At 59.8% G+C, this 23,393-nt stretch carries 20 protein-coding genes; 13 read left to right on the top strand and 7 right to left on the bottom strand.

Annotated features, from left to right (window positions below):
* Window positions 1–60: 60 nt before the first annotated feature.
* The gene (locus IH881_00225) at window positions 61–705 is read left to right on the top strand and encodes a TetR/AcrR family transcriptional regulator (GenBank protein ID MCH7866091.1); all 645 of its coding nucleotides are present in this window, start codon (window positions 61–63) and stop codon (window positions 703–705) included.
* A 14-nt stretch (window positions 706–719) separates the two neighbouring features.
* Here IH881_00225 and IH881_00220 read toward each other — a convergent pair whose 3' ends face one another.
* Window positions 720–2,012 carry an FAD-binding oxidoreductase gene (locus IH881_00220; protein MCH7866090.1) on the bottom strand — a complete coding sequence of 431 codons (1,293 nt, stop codon included), beginning with the start codon at window positions 2,010–2,012 and terminating at the stop codon, window positions 720–722.
* A gap of 256 nt (window positions 2,013–2,268) precedes the next feature.
* Between IH881_00220 and IH881_00215 the strand changes: the two genes are divergently transcribed.
* The 11 genes from IH881_00215 (at window position 2,269) to IH881_00165 (ending at window position 12,485) form a co-directional block, all read left to right on the top strand.
* Window positions 2,269–2,655, top strand: coding sequence for a carboxymuconolactone decarboxylase family protein (locus IH881_00215; protein ID MCH7866089.1), 387 nt, complete (start codon window positions 2,269–2,271; stop codon window positions 2,653–2,655).
* Between the two features lie 11 nt (window positions 2,656–2,666).
* Window positions 2,667–3,959: an adenosylmethionine--8-amino-7-oxononanoate transaminase gene (gene bioA / locus IH881_00210; GenBank protein ID MCH7866088.1), complete on the top strand. Its 1,293-nt coding sequence runs from the start codon at window positions 2,667–2,669 to the stop codon at window positions 3,957–3,959.
* A gap of 97 nt (window positions 3,960–4,056) precedes the next feature.
* Complete coding sequence (locus IH881_00205; GenBank protein MCH7866087.1) at window positions 4,057–5,481, top strand: carotenoid oxygenase family protein; 1,425 nt, start codon at window positions 4,057–4,059, stop codon at window positions 5,479–5,481.
* Window positions 5,478–6,401 (top strand): DUF3445 domain-containing protein, encoded by a 924-nt coding sequence (locus tag IH881_00200; GenBank protein ID MCH7866086.1) that lies wholly within the window; start codon window positions 5,478–5,480, stop codon window positions 6,399–6,401. Before IH881_00205 ends, IH881_00200 begins: the two co-directional genes overlap by 4 nt.
* A gap of 181 nt (window positions 6,402–6,582) precedes the next feature.
* Window positions 6,583–6,960: a hypothetical protein gene (locus IH881_00195; protein ID MCH7866085.1), complete on the top strand. Its 378-nt coding sequence runs from the start codon at window positions 6,583–6,585 to the stop codon at window positions 6,958–6,960.
* Window positions 6,961–7,110: 150 nt separating this feature from the next.
* Complete coding sequence (locus IH881_00190) at window positions 7,111–7,827, top strand: hypothetical protein (GenBank protein ID MCH7866084.1); 717 nt, start codon at window positions 7,111–7,113, stop codon at window positions 7,825–7,827.
* Window positions 7,817–9,322 carry a TolC family protein gene (locus tag IH881_00185; protein MCH7866083.1) on the top strand — a complete coding sequence of 502 codons (1,506 nt, stop codon included), beginning with the start codon at window positions 7,817–7,819 and terminating at the stop codon, window positions 9,320–9,322. Before IH881_00190 ends, IH881_00185 begins: the two co-directional genes overlap by 11 nt.
* Window positions 9,323–9,355: 33 nt before the next feature.
* On the top strand, window positions 9,356–10,606 hold the full coding sequence (locus IH881_00180; GenBank protein ID MCH7866082.1) for a copper oxidase: 1,251 nt from the start codon (window positions 9,356–9,358) through the stop codon (window positions 10,604–10,606).
* Between the two features lie 19 nt (window positions 10,607–10,625).
* Complete coding sequence (locus tag IH881_00175; protein MCH7866081.1) at window positions 10,626–11,189, top strand: heavy-metal-associated domain-containing protein; 564 nt, start codon at window positions 10,626–10,628, stop codon at window positions 11,187–11,189.
* Entirely contained in the window at window positions 11,182–12,060 is an 879-nt protein-coding gene (locus IH881_00170; protein ID MCH7866080.1) for a transporter, read from the top strand. The genes IH881_00175 and IH881_00170 overlap by 8 nt, the downstream gene beginning before the upstream one ends.
* 89 nt (window positions 12,061–12,149) lie before the next feature.
* Window positions 12,150–12,485 (top strand): hypothetical protein, encoded by a 336-nt coding sequence (locus IH881_00165; protein MCH7866079.1) that lies wholly within the window; start codon window positions 12,150–12,152, stop codon window positions 12,483–12,485.
* Window positions 12,486–12,736: 251 nt separating this feature from the next.
* On the opposite strand, the gene IH881_00160 is transcribed toward IH881_00165, so the two are convergent.
* The 6 genes from IH881_00160 to IH881_00135 form a co-directional block, all read right to left on the bottom strand.
* A complete protein-coding gene (locus IH881_00160; protein MCH7866078.1) occupies window positions 12,737–13,930 on the bottom strand; it encodes an NADH:flavin oxidoreductase in 1,194 nt (397 codons plus the stop codon).
* Window positions 13,931–13,961: 31 nt separating this feature from the next.
* Window positions 13,962–16,625, bottom strand: a complete 2,664-nt coding sequence (locus IH881_00155; protein MCH7866077.1) for a hypothetical protein — start codon at window positions 16,623–16,625, stop codon at window positions 13,962–13,964.
* A 37-nt stretch (window positions 16,626–16,662) separates the two neighbouring features.
* Window positions 16,663–18,039, bottom strand: a complete 1,377-nt coding sequence (locus tag IH881_00150; protein MCH7866076.1) for a hypothetical protein — start codon at window positions 18,037–18,039, stop codon at window positions 16,663–16,665.
* A 150-nt stretch (window positions 18,040–18,189) separates the two neighbouring features.
* Window positions 18,190–19,119, bottom strand: a complete 930-nt coding sequence (locus tag IH881_00145; GenBank protein MCH7866075.1) for a cyclic nucleotide-binding domain-containing protein — start codon at window positions 19,117–19,119, stop codon at window positions 18,190–18,192.
* A complete protein-coding gene (locus IH881_00140) occupies window positions 19,112–21,928 on the bottom strand; it encodes a HEAT repeat domain-containing protein (GenBank protein ID MCH7866074.1) in 2,817 nt (938 codons plus the stop codon). Before IH881_00140 ends, IH881_00145 begins: the two co-directional genes overlap by 8 nt.
* A gap of 35 nt (window positions 21,929–21,963) precedes the next feature.
* Entirely contained in the window at window positions 21,964–22,107 is a 144-nt protein-coding gene (locus IH881_00135; protein ID MCH7866073.1) for a hypothetical protein, read from the bottom strand.
* Between the two features lie 78 nt (window positions 22,108–22,185).
* Between IH881_00135 and IH881_00130 the strand changes: the two genes are divergently transcribed.
* Window positions 22,186–23,376 carry an amidohydrolase gene (locus IH881_00130; protein ID MCH7866072.1) on the top strand — a complete coding sequence of 397 codons (1,191 nt, stop codon included), beginning with the start codon at window positions 22,186–22,188 and terminating at the stop codon, window positions 23,374–23,376.
* The last annotated feature ends 17 nt before the right edge of the window (window positions 23,377–23,393 follow it).

Genomic DNA, 23,393 nt, shown 5'->3' with positions numbered 1-23,393 from the left:
ACAACCTTAAACATCTGTCAAGTGACAGGTCGAATTTTTACCACCCTGCAGTGAGAACCGATGGCGAAATCCAATCCACAGCCCAAAAAAGCAACCAATTCCCCGGCCCCGGCCGGCGAAACGGCCCGGCAGCGGGCCCGAAAGGATGAAATTCTCGCAGCGGCCCAGCGCATCTTGATCGAAGAAGGCCATCACCGTCTGACCCTGCGCAATGTCGCCGAAAAGGTCGGCATCAAATTGGCGTCGCTCCAGTATCACTTCCCCAACAAGCATGATCTGATCACGGCCTTGATGGTTTCGGTGGACGAAAACTATCAAGGTCTGTTGGAGTCCCTGCTCGGCGTGATCGATTCGTCTGCGACCGATGAAGCCGCCGCTCGGGTGATCGAACGGGTGTTCGCGGAGTATCAAGACGAACGCGCGCTCAACCTTCACGAGCAGTTGTGGGCGTTGAGCATTCGGGATTCGGCAATGATGGATCAGTACCTGAAGGGGTACTCGAATATCTGGGAATCGACAGCGGAAGTGATTGGACGCTTCGACCCGGCGGCCACTGAGGATGAGCGTCGAACGCGCGCCGCGCTCCTCATCGCACTCGTTGACGGACTCGAGACATTTCTGAGTGCGGAGCAGCTTCGCCGCCGACTGCCCGACTCGATCAAAACGAGCTTCTCGGAACTCATCAAAACCATCGCACGCGGGTAGCGCTCAGCGCCGGCTTACTGCCCGCGCGTCTCCCACGCATCGAGTATCCGCTTCCACGCCACCGCAATTTCGATACCGGGTCTTCGCAGCGCGTGGAAGGGAATCGGCTTTGGCTCGACCGGTTGAAAGGGAAGACTTGCAACGTCAGCACCGCCCGCGCAGCGCGCCAGCACGCCTCCCATTGCAGTCGCCATCGCAACGCCTCGTCCCATATATCCGCCTCCGGCATAGAGACCGGGACCGAGATCGAAGATGTGCGGAAAGTGTCCCATGGTGACGGCGACGCGCCCGCTCCAGTAGTACTGAAGCTTGACCTTGGAAGCCTGGGGAAAGAAGCGTTCGATCGATTTGACGATGTGGCGGAATGAGTCGGGGCCCGGGTTGGCGACAAAGCGACCACGGCCTCCCATGACGAGCCGACCCTCGGGATCGATGCAGAAGTACTTGAGAATACGATGGGTATCCGAGCCGCAGTGCCCTTTGGGCATGATCACTTGCCTCAGTTCGTCGGACAGCGGCTCGGTGGCGACCTGGTAGCTCACGACGGGAATGAGGCTGCGTGCGAGACGCGGCCACAACCCCTCCGTGTAGGCGTTGGTGCAGAGGAAGACCTGCGCGGCATCGACCGATCCCGACGCTGTCGTCACACGCCAACCCACGCTGTTCTGCACGATGCCCGTCGCCGGCGACGCCGCGTACAAGTTGGCGCCCGCAGCACGCGCTGCACGCGCGAGCCCGCGCGCGTACGCGAGCGGTTGCACCCATCCACCGCGACGATCGAGCGCGCTCGCGACGTAGCGATTCGAACCGATTAGCGCCTGGGTCTCGTCCCGATCCAACATCTCGACGTCGGCGCCCCGCGCGCGCCATTGCCGCACTCGCCCCTCTTCCTCGGCCAGTGCCGCATTGCTGTGCACCGCGTGGATCCATTGACCCTGACGGGCGTGACAGTCGATACGATGGCGGCGAATCAAATCGAAGACCAGATCCGGCGCCTGCCCGGAGAACTCCACCAGCTTTTCGCCGCGCTCGCTGCCAAAGCGGCTCACGACGTCATCCGGGTCGAGTTTGAAGCCGGGGATCACCTGCCCGCCGTTGCGACCCGACGCGCCAAAGCCGGGCTCGGCGGCTTCGATCAGGATCACGTTGGCGCCCGACTCGGCAATGTGGAGCGCAGTGGACAAGCCCGTAAAGCCGCCGCCAATGACGCAGACATCGGCTGTTTGTTGGCCTTCGAGTCGCGGGTCACCGGGATCGGGAGGCGCTGTGGCGGCCCACAGAGAGTTCGGCAGTTCGGACACTCGCATACTCGCATACTCCTGGAAGCGGATCTGGAGCCCCGTTGAAACCACTGGCGAGTCATGCAGCATCCGGGCGGCGATTCCGCCTAGCCAGTGAAAAATGTAGCGGAAAAGTTGGCAGCGGGAGGATGATTGCTCCGCTTCGGGCCGGTTGCTGCTCTGGTTCTGACAATCTCGACTTGTTCTATGCTCGAAACCAGCGCGTGGTTCTGCTGTAGGCCCCGTGACCCCCGGCGAGACAAAACAGGAGAGCATTTCAAACATGGCCGATTCAGAGCGGCGACAACGCGGTATCGAGATGCTCGAGAAAGTCTATGCGGGGGACGTCGTCGCACCGCCCGAAGGCTTCGCATTCACCGACGTGATGCTCGAACAATTGTTCGCAGAAGTTTGGTCGCGCGACGTGCTGTCGATCCGCGATCGCCGCTTGATGTTGTTCGGAATCATCGCCGAAAAAGGCGAGAACATGACGTTCGGAATCCAGGCCAAAGCCGCGTTGAAGAACGGCGAGCTCGAACCCGCCGAACTTCGCGAGTTGCTTTTGATGATCGCGCAATACTCTGGCTACCCCCGCGCGGCAGCGCTGATCGGCGTCGTAGAACAGGTGATCGCCGAGGTGGCCAAAGAGAATGAAGAGAAGTCCAGCTAGGTGAGCAAGCGATGAGCCAGCGCGATCCCGATCGAGCCGCCGACCTCATCGCGCGGGATCGAGCGAGCGTGTGGCACCCCTATGCCCCGCCGGTGACGGACCCGCTCTACGCCGTAGAACGCGCCGATGGCGTTCACCTCCACCTGACCGATGGTCGGGTGCTGATCGACGGCATGTCTTCCTGGTGGTCCGCAATCCACGGTTACCGGGATCCCCACATCGAGGCGGCGGTACAGGAGCAATTGACACGCCTGCCCCATGTCATGTTCGGAGGACTCACCCACGAACCGGCGGTGCGACTCTGCGAACGCCTGATCGCCCTCACTCCCGAGGGCCTCGAACGGGTCTTCCTCTGCGATTCGGGATCGGTTGCGGTCGAGGTCGCAATCAAGCTGGCTTTTCAGTATTGGCTTTCCGTCGGCAAGCCGGAGCGCAACCGCCTGTTGACCGTGCGCGGCGGTTATCACGGCGACACCTTCGCAACGATGGCGATCTGCGACCCGGTAAATGGAATGCACGACTTCTTCAGCGGCGTGCTTCCCTCGCACTACTTTGCCGAGCGGCCGAGTTGTCGCTTTGACGAGCGCTTCGAAGATCGACACATCGCCGATCTCGCGGCAAAGCTCACTGCACACCGCGACGAGATTGCGGCCGTCATTCTCGAACCGATCGTCCAGGGTGCGGGTGGGATGTGGTTCTACGCCCCGGAATACCTGCGGCGGTTGCGGACGCTGTGCGACGCCAACGACGTGCTGTTGATCTTTGACGAAATTGCCACCGGCTTTGGACGCACCGGAGAAATGTTTGGGGCCGACCACGCCGGCGTATCTCCAGACATCATGAGCCTGGGGAAATCACTGACCGGAGGCACCCTGACCCTGGCGGCAACCCTGGTTACGCAAAAATTGTCTGACGCCATCGCCGCGGGTGAACCCGGTGCGCTCATGCACGGCCCCACCTACATGGGTAACCCGCTCGCGTGTGCGGCGGCCCATGCAAGCCTCGACCTGCTCGAGCGAACCCCGTGGCGAGAACGGGTCAAGACCATCGAATCCGGCCTGCGGGCGGGACTCGAACCCTGCCGTGGCGTGCGAGGGGTCGCCGACGTGCGGGTGCTCGGCGCCATTGGCGTGGTGGAACTCGAAGAACCCGTGGACATGAACGCGATACAGCCGGCCTTCGTCGATCGCGGCGTCTGGGTGCGCCCGTTTGGCCGACTCGTCTATCTGATGCCTCCCTTTGTGACCAAACCGGAACAGATCGAGACACTCACTGGCGCGGTCTGCGCTGTCGTTCTCAACTGATTTCAATTTCGCGGTTTCGATCTATAGTGCACTGCGTATAGTGCACTGGCGCCCTCCCCTCAGGTTTTACAAGAGGGGCATTAGAAAGGATGTAACGATGTCGAACGAAATGAACGAAATGCTCGCCTCGATCAGCCGACCCCATCCGGTCGAAACCGACTACGCGATCACGAACATTGAAGGAGAGATCCCACGCGAACTCAACGGGACCCTCTACCGCAATGGACCCAACCAGAAAACCGCCCCCGCGGCGGGAAACCGCGCACTGCATTTTTTCGACGGGGACGCGTTGATACATGCCTTTCGCTTCGATGACGGCAACGTCACCTGCCGCAGTCGTTTCGCACAGACGGAGAGCTTCGTGCGCGAACAGGAAGAAGGAGTTTATTGTTTTGGCGGGGGCAGCGTTCGCGCCGACAAAGTCCTGGAAAGCCCACCACCCTCCATTCAACCCAACACCAACGTCGTAGCGCACTCTGGACGGCTCTTCGCCCTGGTAGAAAACGCGCCGCCCTTCGAAATGAATCCCACCACCCTCGAATCCAAGGGGCTGTGGAACCTCGGCGGCAAGATGCTCGGCATGGCGACCACGGCGCATCCGAAGATCGACGCCCGGACGGGCCAAATGTGGATCCACGGTTATCAACCCATCGAACCCTACATCCAACTCTATGTGGTTGAGCGAGACGGCAGTGTCTCCCAGGCCGAAGCCTTCGACGCCCCCTGGCCCTCGATGATGCACGACTTCGCGATCACCGAGAACTACGTGATCTTCCCGCTCTGTAGCGTGTACTTCGACATCGAGGTCGTCGCCGCTGGGGGAGGCTACGGCGACGCCCTCAAGGGACGCCCCGATCTCAACATGCGGTTCGGAATCCGCGGTCGAGAGGCGGGTAGTGAAGTCAAGTGGTTCGAAACCCCCTCTTCGGCGTACATGTTCCATCCCGGCAACGCCTACGAAGAAGACGGAAAGATCTTCATGGATGCCTGTGTCTACGAAGATCCCCAGAAACTGCTCGACTCGCTCTCTTCACTTCGAAACGCGGGTCGACCCGACGGCTTCATTGCGCATCCCTACCTCTACGAGTTCGATCTCGCATCCGGCAGCTGTAAAGAGACCAAGCTTTCGGACATCTCTGCGGAGTTTCCGCGCATCGACGATCGGCTGGTGGGCTACAAGAACCGCTGGGGCTACGCCGCCACCGCCGAACCCGGGGACGGCGCGGAAGCCATATTTCGCCGGATTACCAAGTTCGACCGCGAAGGAGGCCCGTCGGTCCATCGACCAATCGTCGAGGGGCGGTGGGTTGGCGAACCGGTTTTCGTGCCGCGCCACCCCGATGCGGAGGAAGACGACGGGTTCGTCCTCAACCAGATCTTTGATGCCGTGGCGGATCGCTCTGCGATCGAAATTCTCGACGCCCGGGCGATCGACGCCGAACCGCTGGCGCGCTTGTGGCTCGAAGAGCGCGTGCCCTTCGGCTTCCACGGAAGCTGGCTGGAGCAACGGGACAATCAGTGACCCAACCGCTCCCCCCTCGGAATCCCGTCTGGGATACCGTCGCGGTTCCTCATCGCCTCAACCTGGGGCTGCGGGCCCTGGGCCCGGACGAACCGTGGCTCGAACTCGACGAAGACCTCGCGTGCGATCTGCGGATCAAGTGTGATCTGCTGCGCGATCAACGCGATCAGGTATTCGTCGAACTTCCCGAATCCAATGCCGCCCAAACAGAAGTGCTTTCAGTCGTGACGCAGTCGCTGCTCGAGCATCATCCAGACCTCTATACGAGATCTGGAGATACATTTCACGTTCATGCGACCGGCGAAGAATTCGATCTCGCGCATCCCGCGCGGCCAGCCCTCGAGATCGCATCCCGTTGCGTTCAGGAAGACCTGATCATCATGCAACAAAAAAAAGAAGGCTGGTGCCTGACCGCCGCCGCGGTTTGCTTTCCAACCCGATGGGATCTCCCCAGCAAACTCGGGCGCCCAATGGACGCGATCCACGACGTAGTTCCGGGTTATAAGGAGAAGCTCGATTCGCCGTCGACGCGGTTCTTTGACGGTATGAAGAAGCAATCCGCTGTCTTTCGGCGAGGGAACTGGTCGCTACTGGATGACCCGGCGCTGTTCCAACCCAGCGGCAGACTCAAACGCGAGCCCAGCGCAGATCTGACTGCGGACAACGCGGGAGAAAAGGTGTGGTTGCGGGTCGAGCATCAAACCCTGCAGCGGCTTCCCGCGACGGGGGCGATCCTGTTCAGCATTCGCGTTCACCGCACCCGACTCGACGCGGTGGCCCAAAACCCCGATGTGGCCGACTCACTCATTCGAGCGATCGAGACCATGAACCCCGCCATGCAGCACTACAAAGCACTTGAATCCGTCCGCGGGGCTACGGTCGAGTATCTGACAGCCGCTGCTTCTCGATCGACAATCTGAACGAACAACGGTTTCGCGAGCAAGCTGGAACCCTGATCTGCCGGGGCGAATCCACCCAAGAATTCAGCTCTGCAAGGCCGAGCAATGAATTCGGGAACCATTTGCCCAATTTGAGCATCATTGAACCTGGCGACTGGCCGATGGGAGATGACTCGGTAAGCTTTTGCAAATGGCGGGATCAATGAAACAGCGCATCTGGCTCATAGCAACCGTGGCAGCCCTGTTCGGGCTTCAAGTCCCGATTTGCGCCCTGGCATGTCTACAGAGCCCCGCAGCCGATGCGGCATCCGTCGACCAGGCGCTGCCCCCCTGTCACGAACACAGCTCCGATTCGGTGCCATCAGAAGTGCCCAATTCGGAGGCAAGTTGTTGCGAGTTCGCGTACGACGCGATCATTATTGACGCGGGTACTTCACTCAACATTGTGTCCCTCGATGTAACTCCCCTCGCTGCGCATTGGCTGACCGCCACGCGAGCGAGCTTTGTGCGCGCAGTCACCGCGTCGGCGAACCTTCCACCGCCCGACATTCTTCTGCTCAACGCAATCCTCATCATCTGATCTTCCGAAACTTCCAAGCCCCACGGCGATGCGGCTAGTTGCGCGCATGGGACTGTTCTTCAGTCCAAACGCTCGCTGCCCAGTTCGCCGGGGATGTCTGCGTTGCGCTTTTGCCGCGCGCGGGGAATTTGTGTTTCAGGGAGATCGGTTGTGACAGACATAGCGATTCGTACGATGGCCATGGGGGCAGCGTTGAGCCTGCTGCTTTTCGCTCCAGCGTCAGCATCAGCCCACAAGGCGCACGAGGATGCGGCAAAAGAAGCTGCCAAGTCTGCTTCGCTGCATGAGACGCATGCGCCAGTGGCCCCTGCTCCCAGAGAGATCGCTGAGAACCCGGCAACAAAGCAGCATGACCATTCCAATCACGCTTTGACTGTGGGGAATGAAGTTGAAGAGAATGATGTCGAGCCAACAGAAGCTGGCGCACGCGAGAGCAACGTACCCAAGCTGCTCGCCTGGTTGGGTAAGTTTCATCCACCGCTCACGCACTTCCCGATCGCTCTTTTGGCTGCAGCTGCACTCGCAGAACTGCTCTTCATGCGAACCGGAAAAGTGCAATATGACCACGCCGCGCGTTTCTCGGTCTGGCTTGGCGCTGGCGCCGCGTTGGCCACCGCGCCGCTCGGTTGGTTCTTTGCCGGTTTCCAGTTCGTCGACGACGAGTGGGTCATGACCGCCCATCGCTGGTTCGGAACCGCGACCGCGCTGTGGGCCGGCGTCCTGCTTTTCGTTTCGACGCAATTGACCCGGTCCGACGAATTGCGTGGTCGCTTTCGCTCGGTGCTCTTCGCCGGCGCGGCCCTCGTCACCATCACCGGGTTCCTCGGCGGATCGCTTCTATACGGAATTGACCATTATGCCTGGTAGACACGCGTCGTCCGTCGCTTCCATTCTCAGCTTGGGCCTGCTCGTAGCAGCTGCCCTCGGGTGCGTGAGTGTTCCACCGCGCGGCGGCTTTTCAGAGATCGAACAGGACGTCGCCGAGCGCACTGGCTACGAGTTGAGTTGGCAACAAGATGCCGCAGAGGACGCGGCGATTCGCGCGCGGGTGGCCGAATTATTGAAAGATGTTCTGCTGCCCGACACCGCCGTGCAGATTGCGCTGCTTCAGAATCCCGACCTGCAGGCCAGTTACGAATCGCTCGGCGTCGCACAAGCCGATCTCATTGCTGCCGGGCTTTTGCAGAACCCGGTGCTCGTCGCAGCACCTCGCTTTGGCATCGGCTCGCTCTCGGGGACGAACCTCGAGTTCGACATCGCCCAGAACCTGCTTCAACTTCTGACGCTGCGCTCCAAAAAAGAAATCGCGAGCATGCAATTTCACGAGGCGCGGCTTCGCGTCTCACATCGGGTGCTCGATGTCGCCTCCGAGGTGCGAGAAGCCTACTACGAGTACGTCGCGGCGCGGCATCTCCTCTCGGTGCTCCGCACCACCCAGCGAGCCGCCGCTGCCTCCAGTGAATACGCCGCTCGGCTCCACGCGGCTGGCAATATCAGTGACCTCGAACTTGCTCGGGAACGCGCACTCTATGAAGAAACCCGAGTGGCCCGGGACATTGCAGAGGCAAACAGCGCGGCACCTCGTGAGCGATTGATTCGCCTGCTCGGGCTCAGCGACAACACATCGCTCGAGACTCCGGAGACGCTCCCCGGAGTACCTCGCGAGACGCTCGTAGTCGAAGGACTCGAAGCTCATGCGATCGGCAATCGGTTCGACCTGCGAGCGCTCGAGTTGGAGATTGACGCCTTCGAGCGGGCGCTTTCCGCGGCGCGCTTGTATCGCTGGATTCCCTTCGTTGAAGTGGGCGTCAGTGCGGAGAGGGAGACTGAAGGCGGCTGGGTCGTGGGGCCGGTACTTGCACTCGAGATCCCGATCTTCGACCAGGGGCAAGTGCAGGTGGCTCGCTTCGAATCCATGCTGCGCGAGCGCAAGCGGGCACACGAAGCGCTTTTGCTCGATATTCGACACGACGTTCGCGTTCAGCGCGAAGCGCTGCGGGCAGCCAGAGCCTTGAGCGAAAGCTACCTCGACACGGTCATTCCCCTGCGAGAGCGAATCGTTCAACTGACCCAGCAAGAATTCAACTTCATGCTCGTCGGTGCCTTTGAACTCTTGAGCGCCAAGCGAGACGAAATCGCTGCGTACCGAGATTATGTCGAAGCACTGAAGGACTACTGGACATCACGCGCAATGTTGACAAGCGCGCTCGGCGGGCCGTTGCCTGTCACAACAACGGACGAAATTGACTCGGAGCCGGCGACTCCACAGGAAATGCAAGCGCCGATGCACGAACACATGGGGCATGCGATGCCAGACTCGAAACCCAATCCCCCCGCGCCGCATCAACACCACAACCATTGACGTACCTCGAACGACTGAAAGACGGAGTAGAACATGGCAAGTAGACGCGAATTTCTATCTTCACTGCTTCTCGCGGGAAGCGCTGGCTTGTTGTCGTCGCGGCGCGCTGCGGCTGTCGACACACCGAGCTTGCCAGGGGTTTCTGCGCAACCCAAAGGCTACAAGCCGGTGATCGTGCCCAATGGCAAGACACTGCCCTGGAAGATGAATGGGGGTGTCAAAGAGTTCCGCCTGACCGCCGAGCCGATCGATCACGAGTTTGCTCCGGGCATGACGGTCAAGGCCTGGGGCTATAACGGCATGACACCGGGCCCCGTGATCGAGGCTGTCGAAGGAGATCGGGTTCGGATCTTCGTCACCAATAAACTCCCTGAGCACACCACCATTCACTGGCACGGACTCTTCCTGCCCAACGGGATGGACGGAGTCGGGGGACTCAACCAACCCCATATCGCCCCGGGCGAAACCTTCGTCTACGAATACACGCTCCGCCAACACGGAACGTTCATGTACCACCCCCATGCGGACGAGATGGTGCAGATGGCGGTGGGCATGATGGGGATGTTCATCATTCACCCAAAGACGCCAGCGAGGGTAGACCGCGACTTTGCCTTCATGACCCACGAATGGGCGGTGCACCCCGGCACTTACCGCCCCGATCCTTCGGTCATGCTCGACTTCAACATCTTCACCTTCAACAGCAAGGTGTTTCCAGCAACCCACCCGCTCGTGATCAAGACCGGAGATCGTGTCCGCATCCGGATCGGGAACCTGAGCATGGATCAGCACCCAATTCACATACACGGCTACGCGTTCAAGATAACCGGTACAGACGGCGGCTCAATTCCCGAAGCCGGCCAGTGGCCGCAAACCACCGTGGCCGTGCCGGTTGGAACCACCCGAGATGTCGAGTTCGTCGCCGACGTGCCGGGAGACTGGGCGTTTCACTGCCACAAATCGCATCACACCATGAACGCGATGGGTCACGAGATCCCGAACAACCTCGGGGTCGATCAGCGCGGCCTCGAGAGCAAAATTCAGCAACTCCTGCCCGGTTACATGGCGATGGGCGAGAAAGGCATGGCGGAGCACCAGGATCACTCGATGCACATGCCGGGGCCCCGCAACACGCTCCCCATGATGATGGGTCGTGGTCCATTCGGAAACATCGAAATGGGCGGGATGTTCACCACCGTCAAGGTACGAGATGACATCTCGAGTTACGAAGACCCGGGCTGGTATGACCACCCGAAGAACACGGTCGCGTACCGCATCAAGAAATAGAACTAAACAGAGGAAACCAATGAAGCAAATCATTTTTATCGCAGCACTACTACTCACGACGAAGATGGCGTTCGCCGACGCAAGCCCCGTCGTCCTCGAGCGGGACCAGACCATCATCCAGGTCAACGGGGTGGTTTGTTCCTTCTGTGCATATGGCGCAGAGAAGGCGTTGTCCAAGCTCGACGGTCTGAACAAGACCGAGTTTGGCAATGGTGTGCTGGTTGACGTCGAGACGCACCGGATCACCATTGCCCTGCAACCGGGTGAGAAGATTCCGTTTCACGAGATTTATCGGCGAATCAAAAAGGCGGGCTACGACCCGATCACCATCCATGTGCGACCCGAAGGGAAACTGGAAAAAGCGGGCGATGCGCTTTTCTTGCGAGATGCCAATAGCGGTCAGGTCTTTGCGATCAGCGATACCGACCTGTCGGGAATCACCGACCAGGCCAACGTCGTGGTACAAGCCCATTTCGAAGCGAGCCAGATTCTGGAGTTGGACGAGACCGAACCGGTGAAGGTGACGATTGACCGAGTGATCTCCAAGTCGAACCCCGTGCGCACAGAGGGTACGAATGGATAGTCGCTGGTTGAAAACTTTTACCCTCGCGCTGCTGATCGCAGCGGGCGGGGCAACGACGGGCCAGGCGCACCAGCCCGTGATGGACATGGCCCCTCGCTGGCAGGGGGGATGGGGTATCCAGCTTCGCAACGAGCACCGTTTTTCAAACTCGCTTTTGCGCGGGGACAAAAAAGTCGCCAATACCCAAGGTCGCAAGCGGACCGTGAATACCACCTGGCTCGAAGGGGTCTACACCTTCAAACGAGAACTGAGGCTGACCGCGAAGCTTCCATGGGTCGATCAGCGACGCGTTTCCAGCTCGGGCGGTGCTCCCACGACCCAGACCGGGAGTGGGATCGGAGATTCGATACTCGGTCTTCAGCTCAAGCACTACTTCAACCGCGCAGAGAGCACCGGGAACATCGGGGTGACCCCGAGCATTCGTGTGCCCACGGGATCGACGAATGCCGGCTATCCGGTGGGCGACGGCAGCTGGGATGTTGGGGTCAGCACTTCGTTCAGCAGGGAGACGAGCCAGCTCTACCAATTCTACGACCTCTTCTACTGGCACAATGCAAAGGGAGATCGGGGCATGAACCGCGGCGATGAAGTTGGCCTGGACGTGAACATTGGCATCCATCCCTACCACGACAACTATCGCAACCTGGGAATTTTCTTGATGGGAGATTTGTCTGTGCGGCACGAAGGCAGCGGTCGCGACACGGGAGGTACGACCGGGGGAAGCCGCATTTCCCTCGGTCCGGTTCTAGTGGGCTACTGGAACAACCTGATGATACGCGCGGACGTGAAGATCCCGGTCTATCAATACGCCCGGGGTACGCAAGTAAGCTACGGAACCGAAGTCAATGTGGGACTGGGAGTGGCGTTCTGATGGAAAGCGAATTGAGGAAGAATGAGCTGGAAGAAGAGCTGGAAGAGACCGCCCAGGGCGCCGGGGCAAGTGTGTTTTCTGCCGTCGGCATGACGCTGCTCGGTACCACCTGCTGCGCGCTCCCTATCACCCTGGTGGCCTTGGGTGCGGGTGGCGCTGTGGCTTCCATGGCATCGGCGCTCCCATGGTTGGTGGCGCTCTCGGAGTACAAGCTGGCGACCTTCGGCTTCACCGCCGCAGCGCTCGGATACTCGTGGTGGCAGGTGCGACGTCTCCGCAACGCCAGCTCGTGCAGCATCCTGGACGCCAAGCGGCTGCGCGTTCAAAATTGGATACTCCGCGGGGCAACCGCCATTTTCGCATTCTCGCTGTTCGCGGCGTACGGGCTCCTGCCCCTCGTGATGTGGATGGACAACGCCGGATAGCGAGTGCGTGGATCTCCCGCACTGCGGCTTCGGTAGATTGCTTTCGTTCTTTGCTCATCTTGAGACTTTCCTTGAGGTGTAACACCCCGAGGAAGTGACTCTTAGATTAGACCGTTCAAATCTCCGAATCTTGCTGACGAGCTACACGGCAAACCGCCCATGCCCGTCGCGCCCAGGCGGGGATCTCTCACTGGATGAGGGGAGCGGAAACGTCCTTCTCGAACGTTGTGACTTCGCTTACAACGAGAAGCTCAATCGTTCAGTACGCAGCGGACGCCGTCCGGATGACCAATCAGGGTCGCACAGCGATTGCAATGATTGCAGTGATTGACGTAGTAGGGGTTGGCCTTGGCGTGGTTCACAAATGCGGGGTCTTTCCAGAGCGAGCGGCCCATCTGAATGAATTCAAATTCTTGCATGGCGATCTCGATGCTCTCGAGGGTGCTCACGCCGCCGACGTAGACGACCTTTGCGCGCTTGATCCGATCGCGAACGCGCTTTGCGCCCTCCAGGAAGTAGAGTTCTCTGTACGGATATTCCTTGAACAGTTTCGAACCCACCAACTTGAGGCCCAATCGCATGAACGGGTTCGTCTCTTGCTCGAGCAGACCATCTTTTAAACTGTCCCCGCGAAACAAGAGCATGGGATTCATGCTGCTCGTACCCCCGCTCGGGATCAGGGCGTCAATCCCCGCTTCGTCGAGAAGTGCAGCGACTTCGATGGCCTCATCTTCCTTCAAACCACCCTTCACACCGTCGGTCAGACCCATTTTTCCGAGGATCGGAAACGCGTCTCCCACGGCTTCGCGCACGGTCTCGAGCACGCGCAGGGGCAGGCGCATCCGATTGATCAGACTGCCGCCGTATTCGTCGCTGCGTTTGTTCGTCTTGGGGCTGATGAACTGACTCAGGCCATAACCGTGACCAAAGTGAATTTCCACCGCGTCAAAGCCCACGGATTTCATGAACAGCGCCGCTTCGCGAAACAGACCGACAAGCCGGTCGATGTCACTGTGACGCATCGCTCCGGCGAACGGGATGCCGAAGGGAAGGCCACCCATATTCAGCATGGGAGAAGGACCCAGAGGACGCTTGCCCTGAAAGTCCGCGTTTTGCGAAAAATTGCCGCAATGACCCATTTGGCCCGACAGCAGCGAACCCGCTTCGTGTACTTCCCGCGCCAGACGTTCGAGCTGCGGTCGGATGCCTTCGTGCATGTACATCATTTCGCGCTTGACCCGGCCATCGGGTTCCACGGCGCAGTAGGCAAGGGTCGTCATCGCCACCCCACCCTCCGCCACACCGCGATGATGAGCGAACAGGCGCTCGCTCGGAACACCACCCGGGCACATCCCCTCGAACGTCGCCGCCTTGATGACACGATTCGAGAGTTGCAAACCCGCAAGAGTTCCCGGGGAAAAACACTTGTCTAGGGAGACAGACATTAATTCGACCTTTCTTTCCCTACTTCCCGAATTAGTAGTGAAACCCGACGCGCATGTAAATGAGCGTCTCTTCGTTGCTGTTGGCCAGCGAGAGGCTGATTGTGTTCGTCCGTACGAGCGGTGAGAACCAGACCCCAGCACCACCGCTCGTGTGCCATTTATCGGAAGACTCGCCATCGAGGAAGACCCGCCCGACATCGAAGTAACCGTGGACCCCAACGTCTCCGGGAACGATCAGCTTCACCCGGCCGAGAACGACCCGCAAATCGGTATTCATATAGAGCGAGGAGTTGCCGGCGAATCGCCGCGATCGATAACCGCGATTGGTCGCGGTGCCGCTGAAGAAACGGCCTCCGCCGATATAGGCGTAATCGAAATACGGAAGTCGCCCCCACGTTTCCTGGCCGCCCAAGCGAACACCGAGAGTGGCCTTCGCCTCTTTACCCACACTCAGGTATCCCGAGATCGACCCGTGGATCGTCCCATAGCTTTTTTCCACGTCCCAGACCGGCGGGCTGAAGCTCCCGCCCACATCCACGAAGAAACCCGATGTGGGATAGCCCGCCGCCGGGTTGTCCCGAAAGGGCATCTCCAACTTTTCATGCTCGGTCGCGATCGATTTGCGCGTGTCGTACTGCAGATTGGCCCTGACCCCTACCAGACCGAAGTGACCGTCTCCGTAGGGCGCGAGTTCGTCGATCTTACGATCTCCACTCGAGGTGTTCGAATACTGCAGGACCGGACCCGTTGAGAGTTTGAGCTTGTCATCGAACATCGGAACGTTAATGCTCGGGAACACGCGGAGTTGCTCGTTGCGAACGCGAAAGGACTTGTCTTCGCCCTTGTCGCTGGTCTTGTTCCCGAAGCCGTAGAAGCGCACCACTTCGATTCCCGAGTATTGTAGGTCGAGCTCCGCCAGTAGCTGCGAATTTTCGGGGCGAAACCTTCCGCGGTAACGAACCCGGGCCTTCGCGGCCTCGGTCGCATAGCCCGCGCTCAAGCTGTGCTTGCTGCTCCAAGGGTGCTTTCGGAAGCCATAGCGGGTGTGGGCCGCTGCCATGCCGAGGAAGAAGCCGACGTCTTTTTCGTAGCCCAACTGGGGCAGCGGAATCGTGTCGGTCCCCCAGTCGCGGGGGGGCACGTTCTCCACGTCCACGAATCCGGAATCGGACGGTGGCAATACATAGTCGTCGCGGATGACCTTTGTACCACCTCCGGCTGCAACCTCGATGTTGCCATCGGCATGGCCATCCAAACGGCCATCGGAGGCATAGACTCGCGTCCTACCCCCCTCGCTGTCGTCGACTCGCTTTTTGCCGTCCCCTGCAATCACCCGGAAGCGGATCGAACCCGTGCCCCCGGTAATTCGAACGGTATCGTCGCCGCCGCGTAGATAGAGACGCACATCGTTCGTCTCGGCCGGTATGAACTCCCGCCGAAAGTGAACCCGTCCGAGGGCGCCGCCTTCCGTTTGCTCGCGAATTTCTACCAGCATGCGTCCATCTTTACGTCGCTGCACGCTCACATGATCAGCCGCGTCCGATGTCTGGATGTCGACCTTTCCGGCCAGATGTTCGTAGAAACGTCTCGCGACCTCGGGGAGGTTGTCGCGACGGCCCACGATATCGCTGCGCAGTCGAGCTCCATCGATGGCGGCATATTCGGGCGGCAGATTTGCGATCGCCCGATCGATCGTCTCGTCGGTGATGCGCGCCCCGATGTCGGCAATGATCGGCTCCCAGTCCTGCCAGGACAACCGCGGCAACAACCAGCGATCCTGCTCCCAACCGTGCAGGGTCAACCCCTTGATGAACGGATACTCCGCCGTATAGCGCTGAAGGATCGGAATGTAGATTTTTGCGAGCCTCGGGCCCACACCGTCGTAGCGCACGAAGGCCATGTCCCGATCTTCCGGGATCGGCTGCCAGCGCGGGTTTCCGGGAAGTTTTGCCCAGCGCCACTGCTTGCGATGTCGATCGAAGTCTCCGAGAAAAATGTCCAGCAGTCGTGCCCGCAAGAACGCCTCTACGTCCACTTCGTCTTTGTTGTCCCGCGAAAGTCGGGTGTAGAGTTCGTCGTGATCGATGATCTCGGTGGCGCCGTGGAAACCCTCGCGGCCTCCGGATCCGGGCATGGGATACTCGAAGAACGTCCCCACCATGCCCGCAAACTCTTTGCGAAACTTTCCGAGCCTCGGATCGTCGGGCATCACCACCATGCGCTCGCGAATGGTGAGAACGCCGGCCGCTTCCGTCAACACACCGGCCACCGGCGGGCCCGCCGGATGTTGCGCTGCCATCTGGTCCTGCACGATGGTCTGGATGACAGTGTCGTGGAGCAGTGAGTCAAGCACCGCAGAAGGATCCTTGTCCGTCCCGCGGAAACTGTAGATCCGACCATCGGCACCCTTGAAACCCAGTACGGATGTCTGCAAACCGCCGAAACGACGGGTGGGAACCAGACCCCCGCCCTCTTTCGCCAGATCGAGGAGCGGCAACGGAACTTCGACTTCCCAAAGATCGCGATAGCCCCCGCCCATGGCAAAGCGGTAGACACGGCCCGCTTCGTAGCGTTCGCTCGCCGCAACGCTCACGCGTTCCGCAGGGTCAATGTCCGCTGCTGCGTTCGCAACGAGGGATACAAACGCAACGATGCAAACGGAAACAGCGCCTCGAGCGACGCGCAGAGGAAACATCCGATGTCCTTTATATTCGGGAGTCCATTGTGCTGAATCAGCCGACCTTAATCTTCTGGATTTGACGCCTTTTCTTCTCGAGTTCGTTGAAGCCTCTGCCCGCTCTGAGTGCAAAGAAGGCCCAGAGCCCGACAACCGGAAGTACTAACAAGGTAAGCGCCCGTATCCCTGGCACCCCGTGCACCAGGTTCGCCACCACGAGATTCAAGCCCACACCGCACGCCTTTGCGAAGCGCTGAACGAACATATCGATGAAAGCCTTCGCCTGGTACTTTTCTTCGACTGTAGTCGGTACATAGAGAGCTTCCTTCGACGACTGGTTGATCGAGTAGCTGAAACCGTTGTCGGCGACACTGAGCAGACCTCCCATCACAAGCGTCGGAACTAAAAGGAAACCCAGTGACGCGAGTGCAATCGTGCACGGCAGGACCATCAGTGCCGTGGCGAGCCCGAAGCGACGCATGACGAAGCTCGTCAAGAAAAGTTGCACGAACATCGAAAGCCAGTTGGTCGCGGCATAGACCGTGGCGAAATTCTGATTGCGCGCGGCATCGTCCGCAGAGAACGAAATGATCGCCCTGGTGAACTGGAAGTCGACCACCGTGGACACCACTTCGTAGAAAGCCACCATCGCGACGATCGAGAGCAGGTAACTCGAACCGAAGACGAGTCGCGCTCCCGCGAGAGCCGCATTGCCCGCAGATGCAGAGGCCGAGACGTCTGAGGCAGGCGCTGCTTTAGCCTTGCTCGGGGCGTTGCTTGCCGATCCGTCGTCGGGTATTGAATTGGCCGCCGCCCGGGCGACCAGCAGGATCGCGCCACCAATCGCCGCTGTGACGACGAGCCAGCCTGCGAGCGAAAGCGAACTAATCCACAGTGCGACCACGCTCGAGCCGAATGCCCCACCGGCAACGCCACCAAATCCGATCACCCCGTAGAGACGTTTGGCTGCCCCCGAAGAAACGCTGTCGTTCAGAAAAGAGAAAAACGTCGCGACCATCAGCGTGCTGAACAGATCGCCGAATAGATAGAAGCTCCAGACCCCAGGACCGGTGAGCGTTCTCAGACCCATCGCGAAGATCCCGTACGCGACGATGAAGAAGATCGCGAACACGTAGGTGAGCCGCTCGCGTCGCAAGCGGCGAGACAAAATCGAAAAGACGGCCGCCGCCACGGCCGCGACGAACATGTTCAGCACCTTTGCCAGCTGCTCCGCTTCTGAAGCCACAAAGTGAGAACCGAAGAGGTCGAAACCCGGCTCGGCGTAGTAGCCGATGAAGAGCATCTTCTTTAGCGGCTTCAAGATCCAGAAGGAAGTAATCACCAGAAAGAAGAAGCTGGACATCAACGCAGCGATGCGCCGTTCATCCGGTCGCACATCGAACAGAGACCGCAAAACCCCGGACTTTGCCAATTGATTTGTCCCAGAAAATAATTGCCGCAGCGATTTACGTGAAACTTGATTCCGCCACACCATTTGCGCGTATCGCGCATCCGGTGAGGCAAAGAGCCTAGCGAATGATCCTCAGAATGGACCCGTCACACAACTGAGTTTAAATGCGTTTCACGAAACAGGACTTTGGTGGATCCGTACGCTGAGTTCGAGATACCTCTGCGCCAGCTCGGCCAACAAATCGAGCGCGTGCTCGAAATGGTCCTCGAGCACGTCGATGTAGTGCGACTTGTCTATGCGTAAAAGTTGGACTGGCGAGTCGGTAATCGCGCCAAAACTGTGCGGTTCATTCCGGCAGCAGTCTGCCAGGGAGACCACTTCGCCGGGCCCTGCAAATGCGACCCGTTTGCCCAGCTGATCTTCGATCCGCACGGTTCCTTCGAAGATCACGAAAAGTGACTTGGGGAGCTGTCCCGGTCGAAACAGCCACTCATCTTGCTCTACGTAGTGTTCGGGAGTTCCGCGCAGCAGTTCGGTCAGCATGGTCAGGCTGGCCTTGCTGAATAGCGACGCTCTCCGTGTGCGTGTCAGCCGCTGCACCAGGTCGAGAGTCTCATCGGACGCGGGAACCCGACAAGCGACGCACTCATCGGCGCCGGGAGCAATGCTGAGCGTCTCTTCCGCATTCCCGATCATCTTGGCGAGTATCTGTCCAAATTCAAAGACGATTGGAAAGCAGTCCTCCATGATTTGCATGAAGACTTCGACTTCGATTTGAAGAGAAACGACATCCGTAAGCGCAACCGCGCCACTCGGCTGGTCACTTCTGGCAAATACGTGGGCCAACCCTACCCCGCCCGGAGCCGAGACATCGAACAGCGTCTCCCCGTCCAGGGTCGTGCGCACCGTCCCTTCAACCAGAAAGTGGAAAAATCGTCGCGGCTTAGACTCTTCGAATATGACGTCCCCCTTGCGAAAGCTTCGCTCCACGGTGTGGTTCGCGATGATCACGAGGGCCGCGGGTTCGAGCCGCGCAAAATGTGGCTGGGTGCGGAGAAACAACACTCGATCGAGGGGAGAAACCAGGGGCAAGTCAGACATCAGCAGCCACCGCGGCGCCCAGTGGGAAGGCCGGCCCGTCCGGAAGTCGCTCGATCAGCGCCAACGCTTGCTCGCGAACGGACATGCGAGAACCTTCCACCTGAGGTTCGAAGACAATTTGCCCGAAATCAATATCCAACCCCATCTCATCAGCGTGATACATCGCCAGCCCATGGAGTGTGCGGCTGTCGTCGCGCCCTATCTGGGAGAGGAGTTCGGAATACTCGAGCGGGGCTTCGGACAATCGGTTGCCGGTTCGCCTCAGACGTTCGCGCTTGGGCCCCGATTCGACCAAGGCCACGACCACGCGACGTTGCTCCGCCCCGAGCACGTTCTCGAGAAGCTCCAGGCTGCTCGCGCGATCCCGGCGGCTCATGCTCTGCAGTCCCGACCAGATGTGGATAAAATTCTCTTCCGGCTGAATCAGATAAAGCATCCTGAAGATCCGCTGCATCGCCAGTCGCTCTTTGTCTTCGAGCAACTGAAGCAACAGGTAACTGCCACAGGTCTGGCGCGCTTCGTCCCGGGCTCTTCCGTCTTCGAGCCAGATTTGCCAGTGGAGCATCTGAATGACCCGCCTGATTGTGCGCGCAACAGAGGTGTGGAGGGGGCTCTTGTCGACCTGGTCTGTCATCGAGCCCTGGAGCAATGGCACGAGGCCGCGTAAAATTTTGTAGCGAACCATTCCCGAATGCCGATCTTTCGGTTCGCCATCGGGGCCGTGTTCGGCAACCAGTTCTCCGAGCAATATTTCTGCAGCGCGAACGTTTTGGAATCTGGAGATTGATCGGGGAATGTGTCGGAGCAATGCTGGCGAAGAATCTTCGCTTGTGAGTGCTCGCCACAGCTCTTCGAGGGCAGCATCACCTCGGTCGCCCAGTGCTTCACGTACATCTTCTCGGATATCGCGATCGTCGAGGAGTTGAACGAGCAATGGTGTATAGCTCTCGTCTCCACTTGCGCTAATGGCCCGCAGCGCTTCTCGGCGAACTGCTCGATCGGGGTCCCGCGCCAGCAGATGAACGGGTTCGCGGAACTCAGGGATGTGACGCAGCTTGATCGCGTTGGCGAGGGCCAGCCGGGCCGCTGGATCGGGATACTGGATTGATGCTTCAATGAGCTCACGTACAACCTCGGGCTCGATCCAGTCGTTCACCAACAAACCGATTGCGGCGCTGGTTCGGACGCACAGGCATTCGTTGTCCATGAGTGCTTCGAGCTTTTCACGGTCGGGCTCCGCGGCCCACATGGCGCGCACCATCGCTGCGCGAATCTCGGCGTCTTCACTCGCCAGCAATCGGTCGGCGAGCATGATGAAGTCTCGCCGACCCGAACTCGCGAACAGATCGAGGGCCCGGGCCACGACCTCCGACGACGGGTGGTAGAGAATCAGGCTCGGAATCAACTCCACCCTGCCCTTGGCTTCGAGCAGGTCGAGGGCAGCCAGGACGTGTCGATCGTCGGAATGATTGAGTGCGCGAATCAGGGTTTCGAGCGAAGCCAGATCGAGTTCGGGGACGTCGATCCGGGTCTCGATCGTCCCTTCCCGCAGAGCCTCACGAAACACATCGAGGTATGCCCCGCGCAGTTCCAGCGCGAGCGCGATCCACGCAACCCCGAGCAACAGCACCATACCGGCAATCAGCGAGGTGGGCGGACCGATCGCGAGCGCGAGCAAGATCAGCCCAGACGAGATGGCACTCGCACCCCGCAGTCCCATGATGTCGATGGTTCCCTTGATTCTTCGGCGCAACTCCGCCGGCATGGGGAGATAGAGCAGTTCGCTCGCAGTCTTCTGAACCGAGTAGCGCAGGGTTCCGTCCGCAAACTTGAGAAACAAGACTGGGAGCAGCGCACCGCCCAGCAAGATCCCCACTGCCGCCAGACAAACGAGCCCGGGCAAGATCGCCATGGCTCGATGAACGCTCACGCGACGAATGATTCGGGTAACACCAAACATCAACACCAGCAGCGAGCCCAGGTTGAGCACGAGGTAGATCCTCGCAAACCAGGCCGCAAGCTTGTCCGCGGACACAGCCTCGGTGAGGACGCTCTTGAACAGGTAGTCGCCCAAGGTGAGCGTGATCGCCGACAGAACCACGAGCAGTGCAACTCGACGCGCATACGGGTGACCGACGATGTCAGTCAGACTCGAGAGCAAGCCGGTACCACCCTGCTCGATCTCGGGGCCGGGGGATGCCACGATTTCATCCGCCAGATCCTCCATCGGTCGGCGGAGCGACGCCAAGGGACCAAGCGCACTCGATGCGAACAGGAGCGCGCTCGCCGGAAGCAGAAACTCGGCCGGGAGGCGCGATGTAAACGCCGCGGCGAGACCGAAACCCGCAATCGCCCCCGCAGCTCCCCCCGTACCAATCGAGGCGTAAATCCGCTTGCCCTGAGTGATCGTAAACAGCTCCCCGAGCACCAACCAGAACGTTACGACCAGAATGCTGCCGATCAATCCCGACCAGACATAGAGCGCGTAGTAGAGCCACGCGTCAGCGCTTGGCAGCAAAAACCAGAACCCGAGAGTAATGACCGCGGCCGTTCCCTGAAGGACAATCAACTGCTGACGGTGATCTGCGACTTGCTGCGATCTCATTTGCAATCGCGCGACGAACACCGCGGACACGGCAATCAACAGGTAGACCCAGGGCAACCGCTCGACGGAAACATTCGTGAGAAACAGGGCGTCTCGGGCGGTCTCGAGCAGCGCATGGCCACCCATCAGGCCGAACAGCGTCATGAACGCAGCCTGTTTCAGGCGGCTCTCTTCTCGCTGACTAGCGTGGTATTGATCGTCCATCCGAGATCGATGCCCTTTTCACCATCGCGTCGAGCTTACTCGAGATTCGCGATCTTGCTCATTTCCCAGCGGTAACGCTGCGCTCGCGCCGAGAGCTGCGACCCCATGTGTCGCACGTAGGTCAGGTAGGTGTAGCTATTGAAGGATACCGCTCGACCACCCGCGGACGATTCGACCAAACCGATTGCCAGCTATCTGTCGGGAGAGCTAGTATTCGCCCCGACCCCAGTGCCCTCAGTTCCCACCGGAGAAACACCATGTCCGCAGCCCCCAAATCCGGCTCCTCGAGTGTCTTCGATCGCATCAAGGCGATCGATGTCGATACGCATATCACCGAGCCCTCCGACGTCTGGACTTCTCGCGTCTCGAAGAAGTGGGGTGATGTCGTGCCCCACGTCGAGCGTCATCACGGCCGGGACATCTGGCTGATTGGCGACGAGATGGTCGGCGGCCCCGGCTTTACGACCATGGCGGGCTTCGACGGCTCGTACCCCGAATGTCCTGCGGGCTATGACGACATCCCGAAGGCTTCCTTTGACGCCAAGGCGCGCCTCGAGTACATGGACGAAGAGGGTATCTGGGCCGCCGTCCTATATCCCAACGTTGGCGGCTTTGGCTCGGGGGGCTTCCTGAAACTCAAGGATCCCCAACTGATGCTTGAATGCGTCAGGGCCTACAACGATTTCCTGGTCGAATGGTGCAGCGAAGATCCCAATCGCCTCGTGCCCGTGGCCGCAATGCCATTCTGGGACGTCGCGGAATGCGTCAAAGAAGTGGAACGCGCCGCTTCGATCGGACACAAATCAATTCTCGCGTCCTCGGATCCGGCGGCCTTCGGCGAACCGCGGCTGGCCCACAAACATTGGGACCCCTTCTGGGCCGCGGTAAACGACACCGGCCTTCCGATTAGCTTCCACATCGGAGCCGGTGACATCTCCGACATCATCAACGATACCTGTGACATGGGTACAAGGGCCAATTTTTCACGGACCTCGTCCACCATTTTCATGCAGAACATGAATTGCATCGCCGACGTGATCTTTGGAGGCGTCTGCCATCGCTATCCGAAGCTGAACATGGTCTCCGTCGAGAGTGGCGTCGGCTGGCTGCCGTCGTTTTTGGAAATGGCGGACTGGCAGTTTACCAATGGCCAGGTTCGCAAGGAGCATCCGGAATACGACCTGCTCCCGAGTGAATATTTCAAGCGCCAGATTTACGCCTGCTTCTGGTTCGAGGACAAGGTCCTGGGCCCGGCGATCGAAACCATGGCCGACAACCTCTGCTGGGAAACCGACTACCCCCATCCGACCTGCCAGTATCCGGGGCCGGCCAACACCAGGTCCGAACATCCCCGCGACTACGTGGATCGAGTGATGGGGCACCTGCCAGAAGAAACGCTCCAGAAGGTGTTGCACGACACTGCGGCGCGTCTATATGGGCTCGCATAGTCGCCGGATTTCGGTAA

This window comes from Myxococcales bacterium (assembly GCA_022563535.1).
Taxonomy (GTDB): domain Bacteria; phylum Myxococcota_A; class UBA9160; order UBA9160; family UBA4427; genus DUBZ01.
This window is presented reverse-complemented; position numbering and strand designations above follow the sequence as displayed.

Excerpts from the sequence above, each read along its gene's own strand:
- IH881_00225 (MCH7866091.1), top strand. The coding sequence starts at position 61 with ATGGCGAAATCCAATCCACAGCCCAAAAAAGCAACCAATTCCCCGGCC.
- IH881_00220 (MCH7866090.1), bottom strand. The coding sequence starts at position 2,012 with ATGCGAGTGTCCGAACTGCCGAACTCTCTGTGGGCCGCCACAGCGCCT.
- IH881_00215 (MCH7866089.1), top strand. The coding sequence starts at position 2,269 with ATGGCCGATTCAGAGCGGCGACAACGCGGTATCGAGATGCTCGAGAAA.
- bioA (MCH7866088.1), top strand. The coding sequence starts at position 2,667 with ATGAGCCAGCGCGATCCCGATCGAGCCGCCGACCTCATCGCGCGGGAT.
- IH881_00205 (MCH7866087.1), top strand. The coding sequence starts at position 4,057 with ATGTCGAACGAAATGAACGAAATGCTCGCCTCGATCAGCCGACCCCAT.
- IH881_00195 (MCH7866085.1), top strand. The coding sequence starts at position 6,583 with ATGAAACAGCGCATCTGGCTCATAGCAACCGTGGCAGCCCTGTTCGGG.
- IH881_00185 (MCH7866083.1), top strand. The coding sequence starts at position 7,817 with ATGCCTGGTAGACACGCGTCGTCCGTCGCTTCCATTCTCAGCTTGGGC.
- IH881_00180 (MCH7866082.1), top strand. The coding sequence starts at position 9,356 with ATGGCAAGTAGACGCGAATTTCTATCTTCACTGCTTCTCGCGGGAAGC.
- IH881_00175 (MCH7866081.1), top strand. The coding sequence starts at position 10,626 with ATGAAGCAAATCATTTTTATCGCAGCACTACTACTCACGACGAAGATG.
- IH881_00170 (MCH7866080.1), top strand. The coding sequence starts at position 11,182 with ATGGATAGTCGCTGGTTGAAAACTTTTACCCTCGCGCTGCTGATCGCA.
- IH881_00165 (MCH7866079.1), top strand. The coding sequence starts at position 12,150 with ATGACGCTGCTCGGTACCACCTGCTGCGCGCTCCCTATCACCCTGGTG.
- IH881_00160 (MCH7866078.1), bottom strand. The coding sequence starts at position 13,930 with ATGTCTGTCTCCCTAGACAAGTGTTTTTCCCCGGGAACTCTTGCGGGT.
- IH881_00155 (MCH7866077.1), bottom strand. The coding sequence starts at position 16,625 with ATGTTTCCTCTGCGCGTCGCTCGAGGCGCTGTTTCCGTTTGCATCGTT.
- IH881_00145 (MCH7866075.1), bottom strand. The coding sequence starts at position 19,119 with ATGTCTGACTTGCCCCTGGTTTCTCCCCTCGATCGAGTGTTGTTTCTC.
- IH881_00140 (MCH7866074.1), bottom strand. The coding sequence starts at position 21,928 with ATGGACGATCAATACCACGCTAGTCAGCGAGAAGAGAGCCGCCTGAAA.
- IH881_00130 (MCH7866072.1), top strand. The coding sequence starts at position 22,186 with ATGTCCGCAGCCCCCAAATCCGGCTCCTCGAGTGTCTTCGATCGCATC.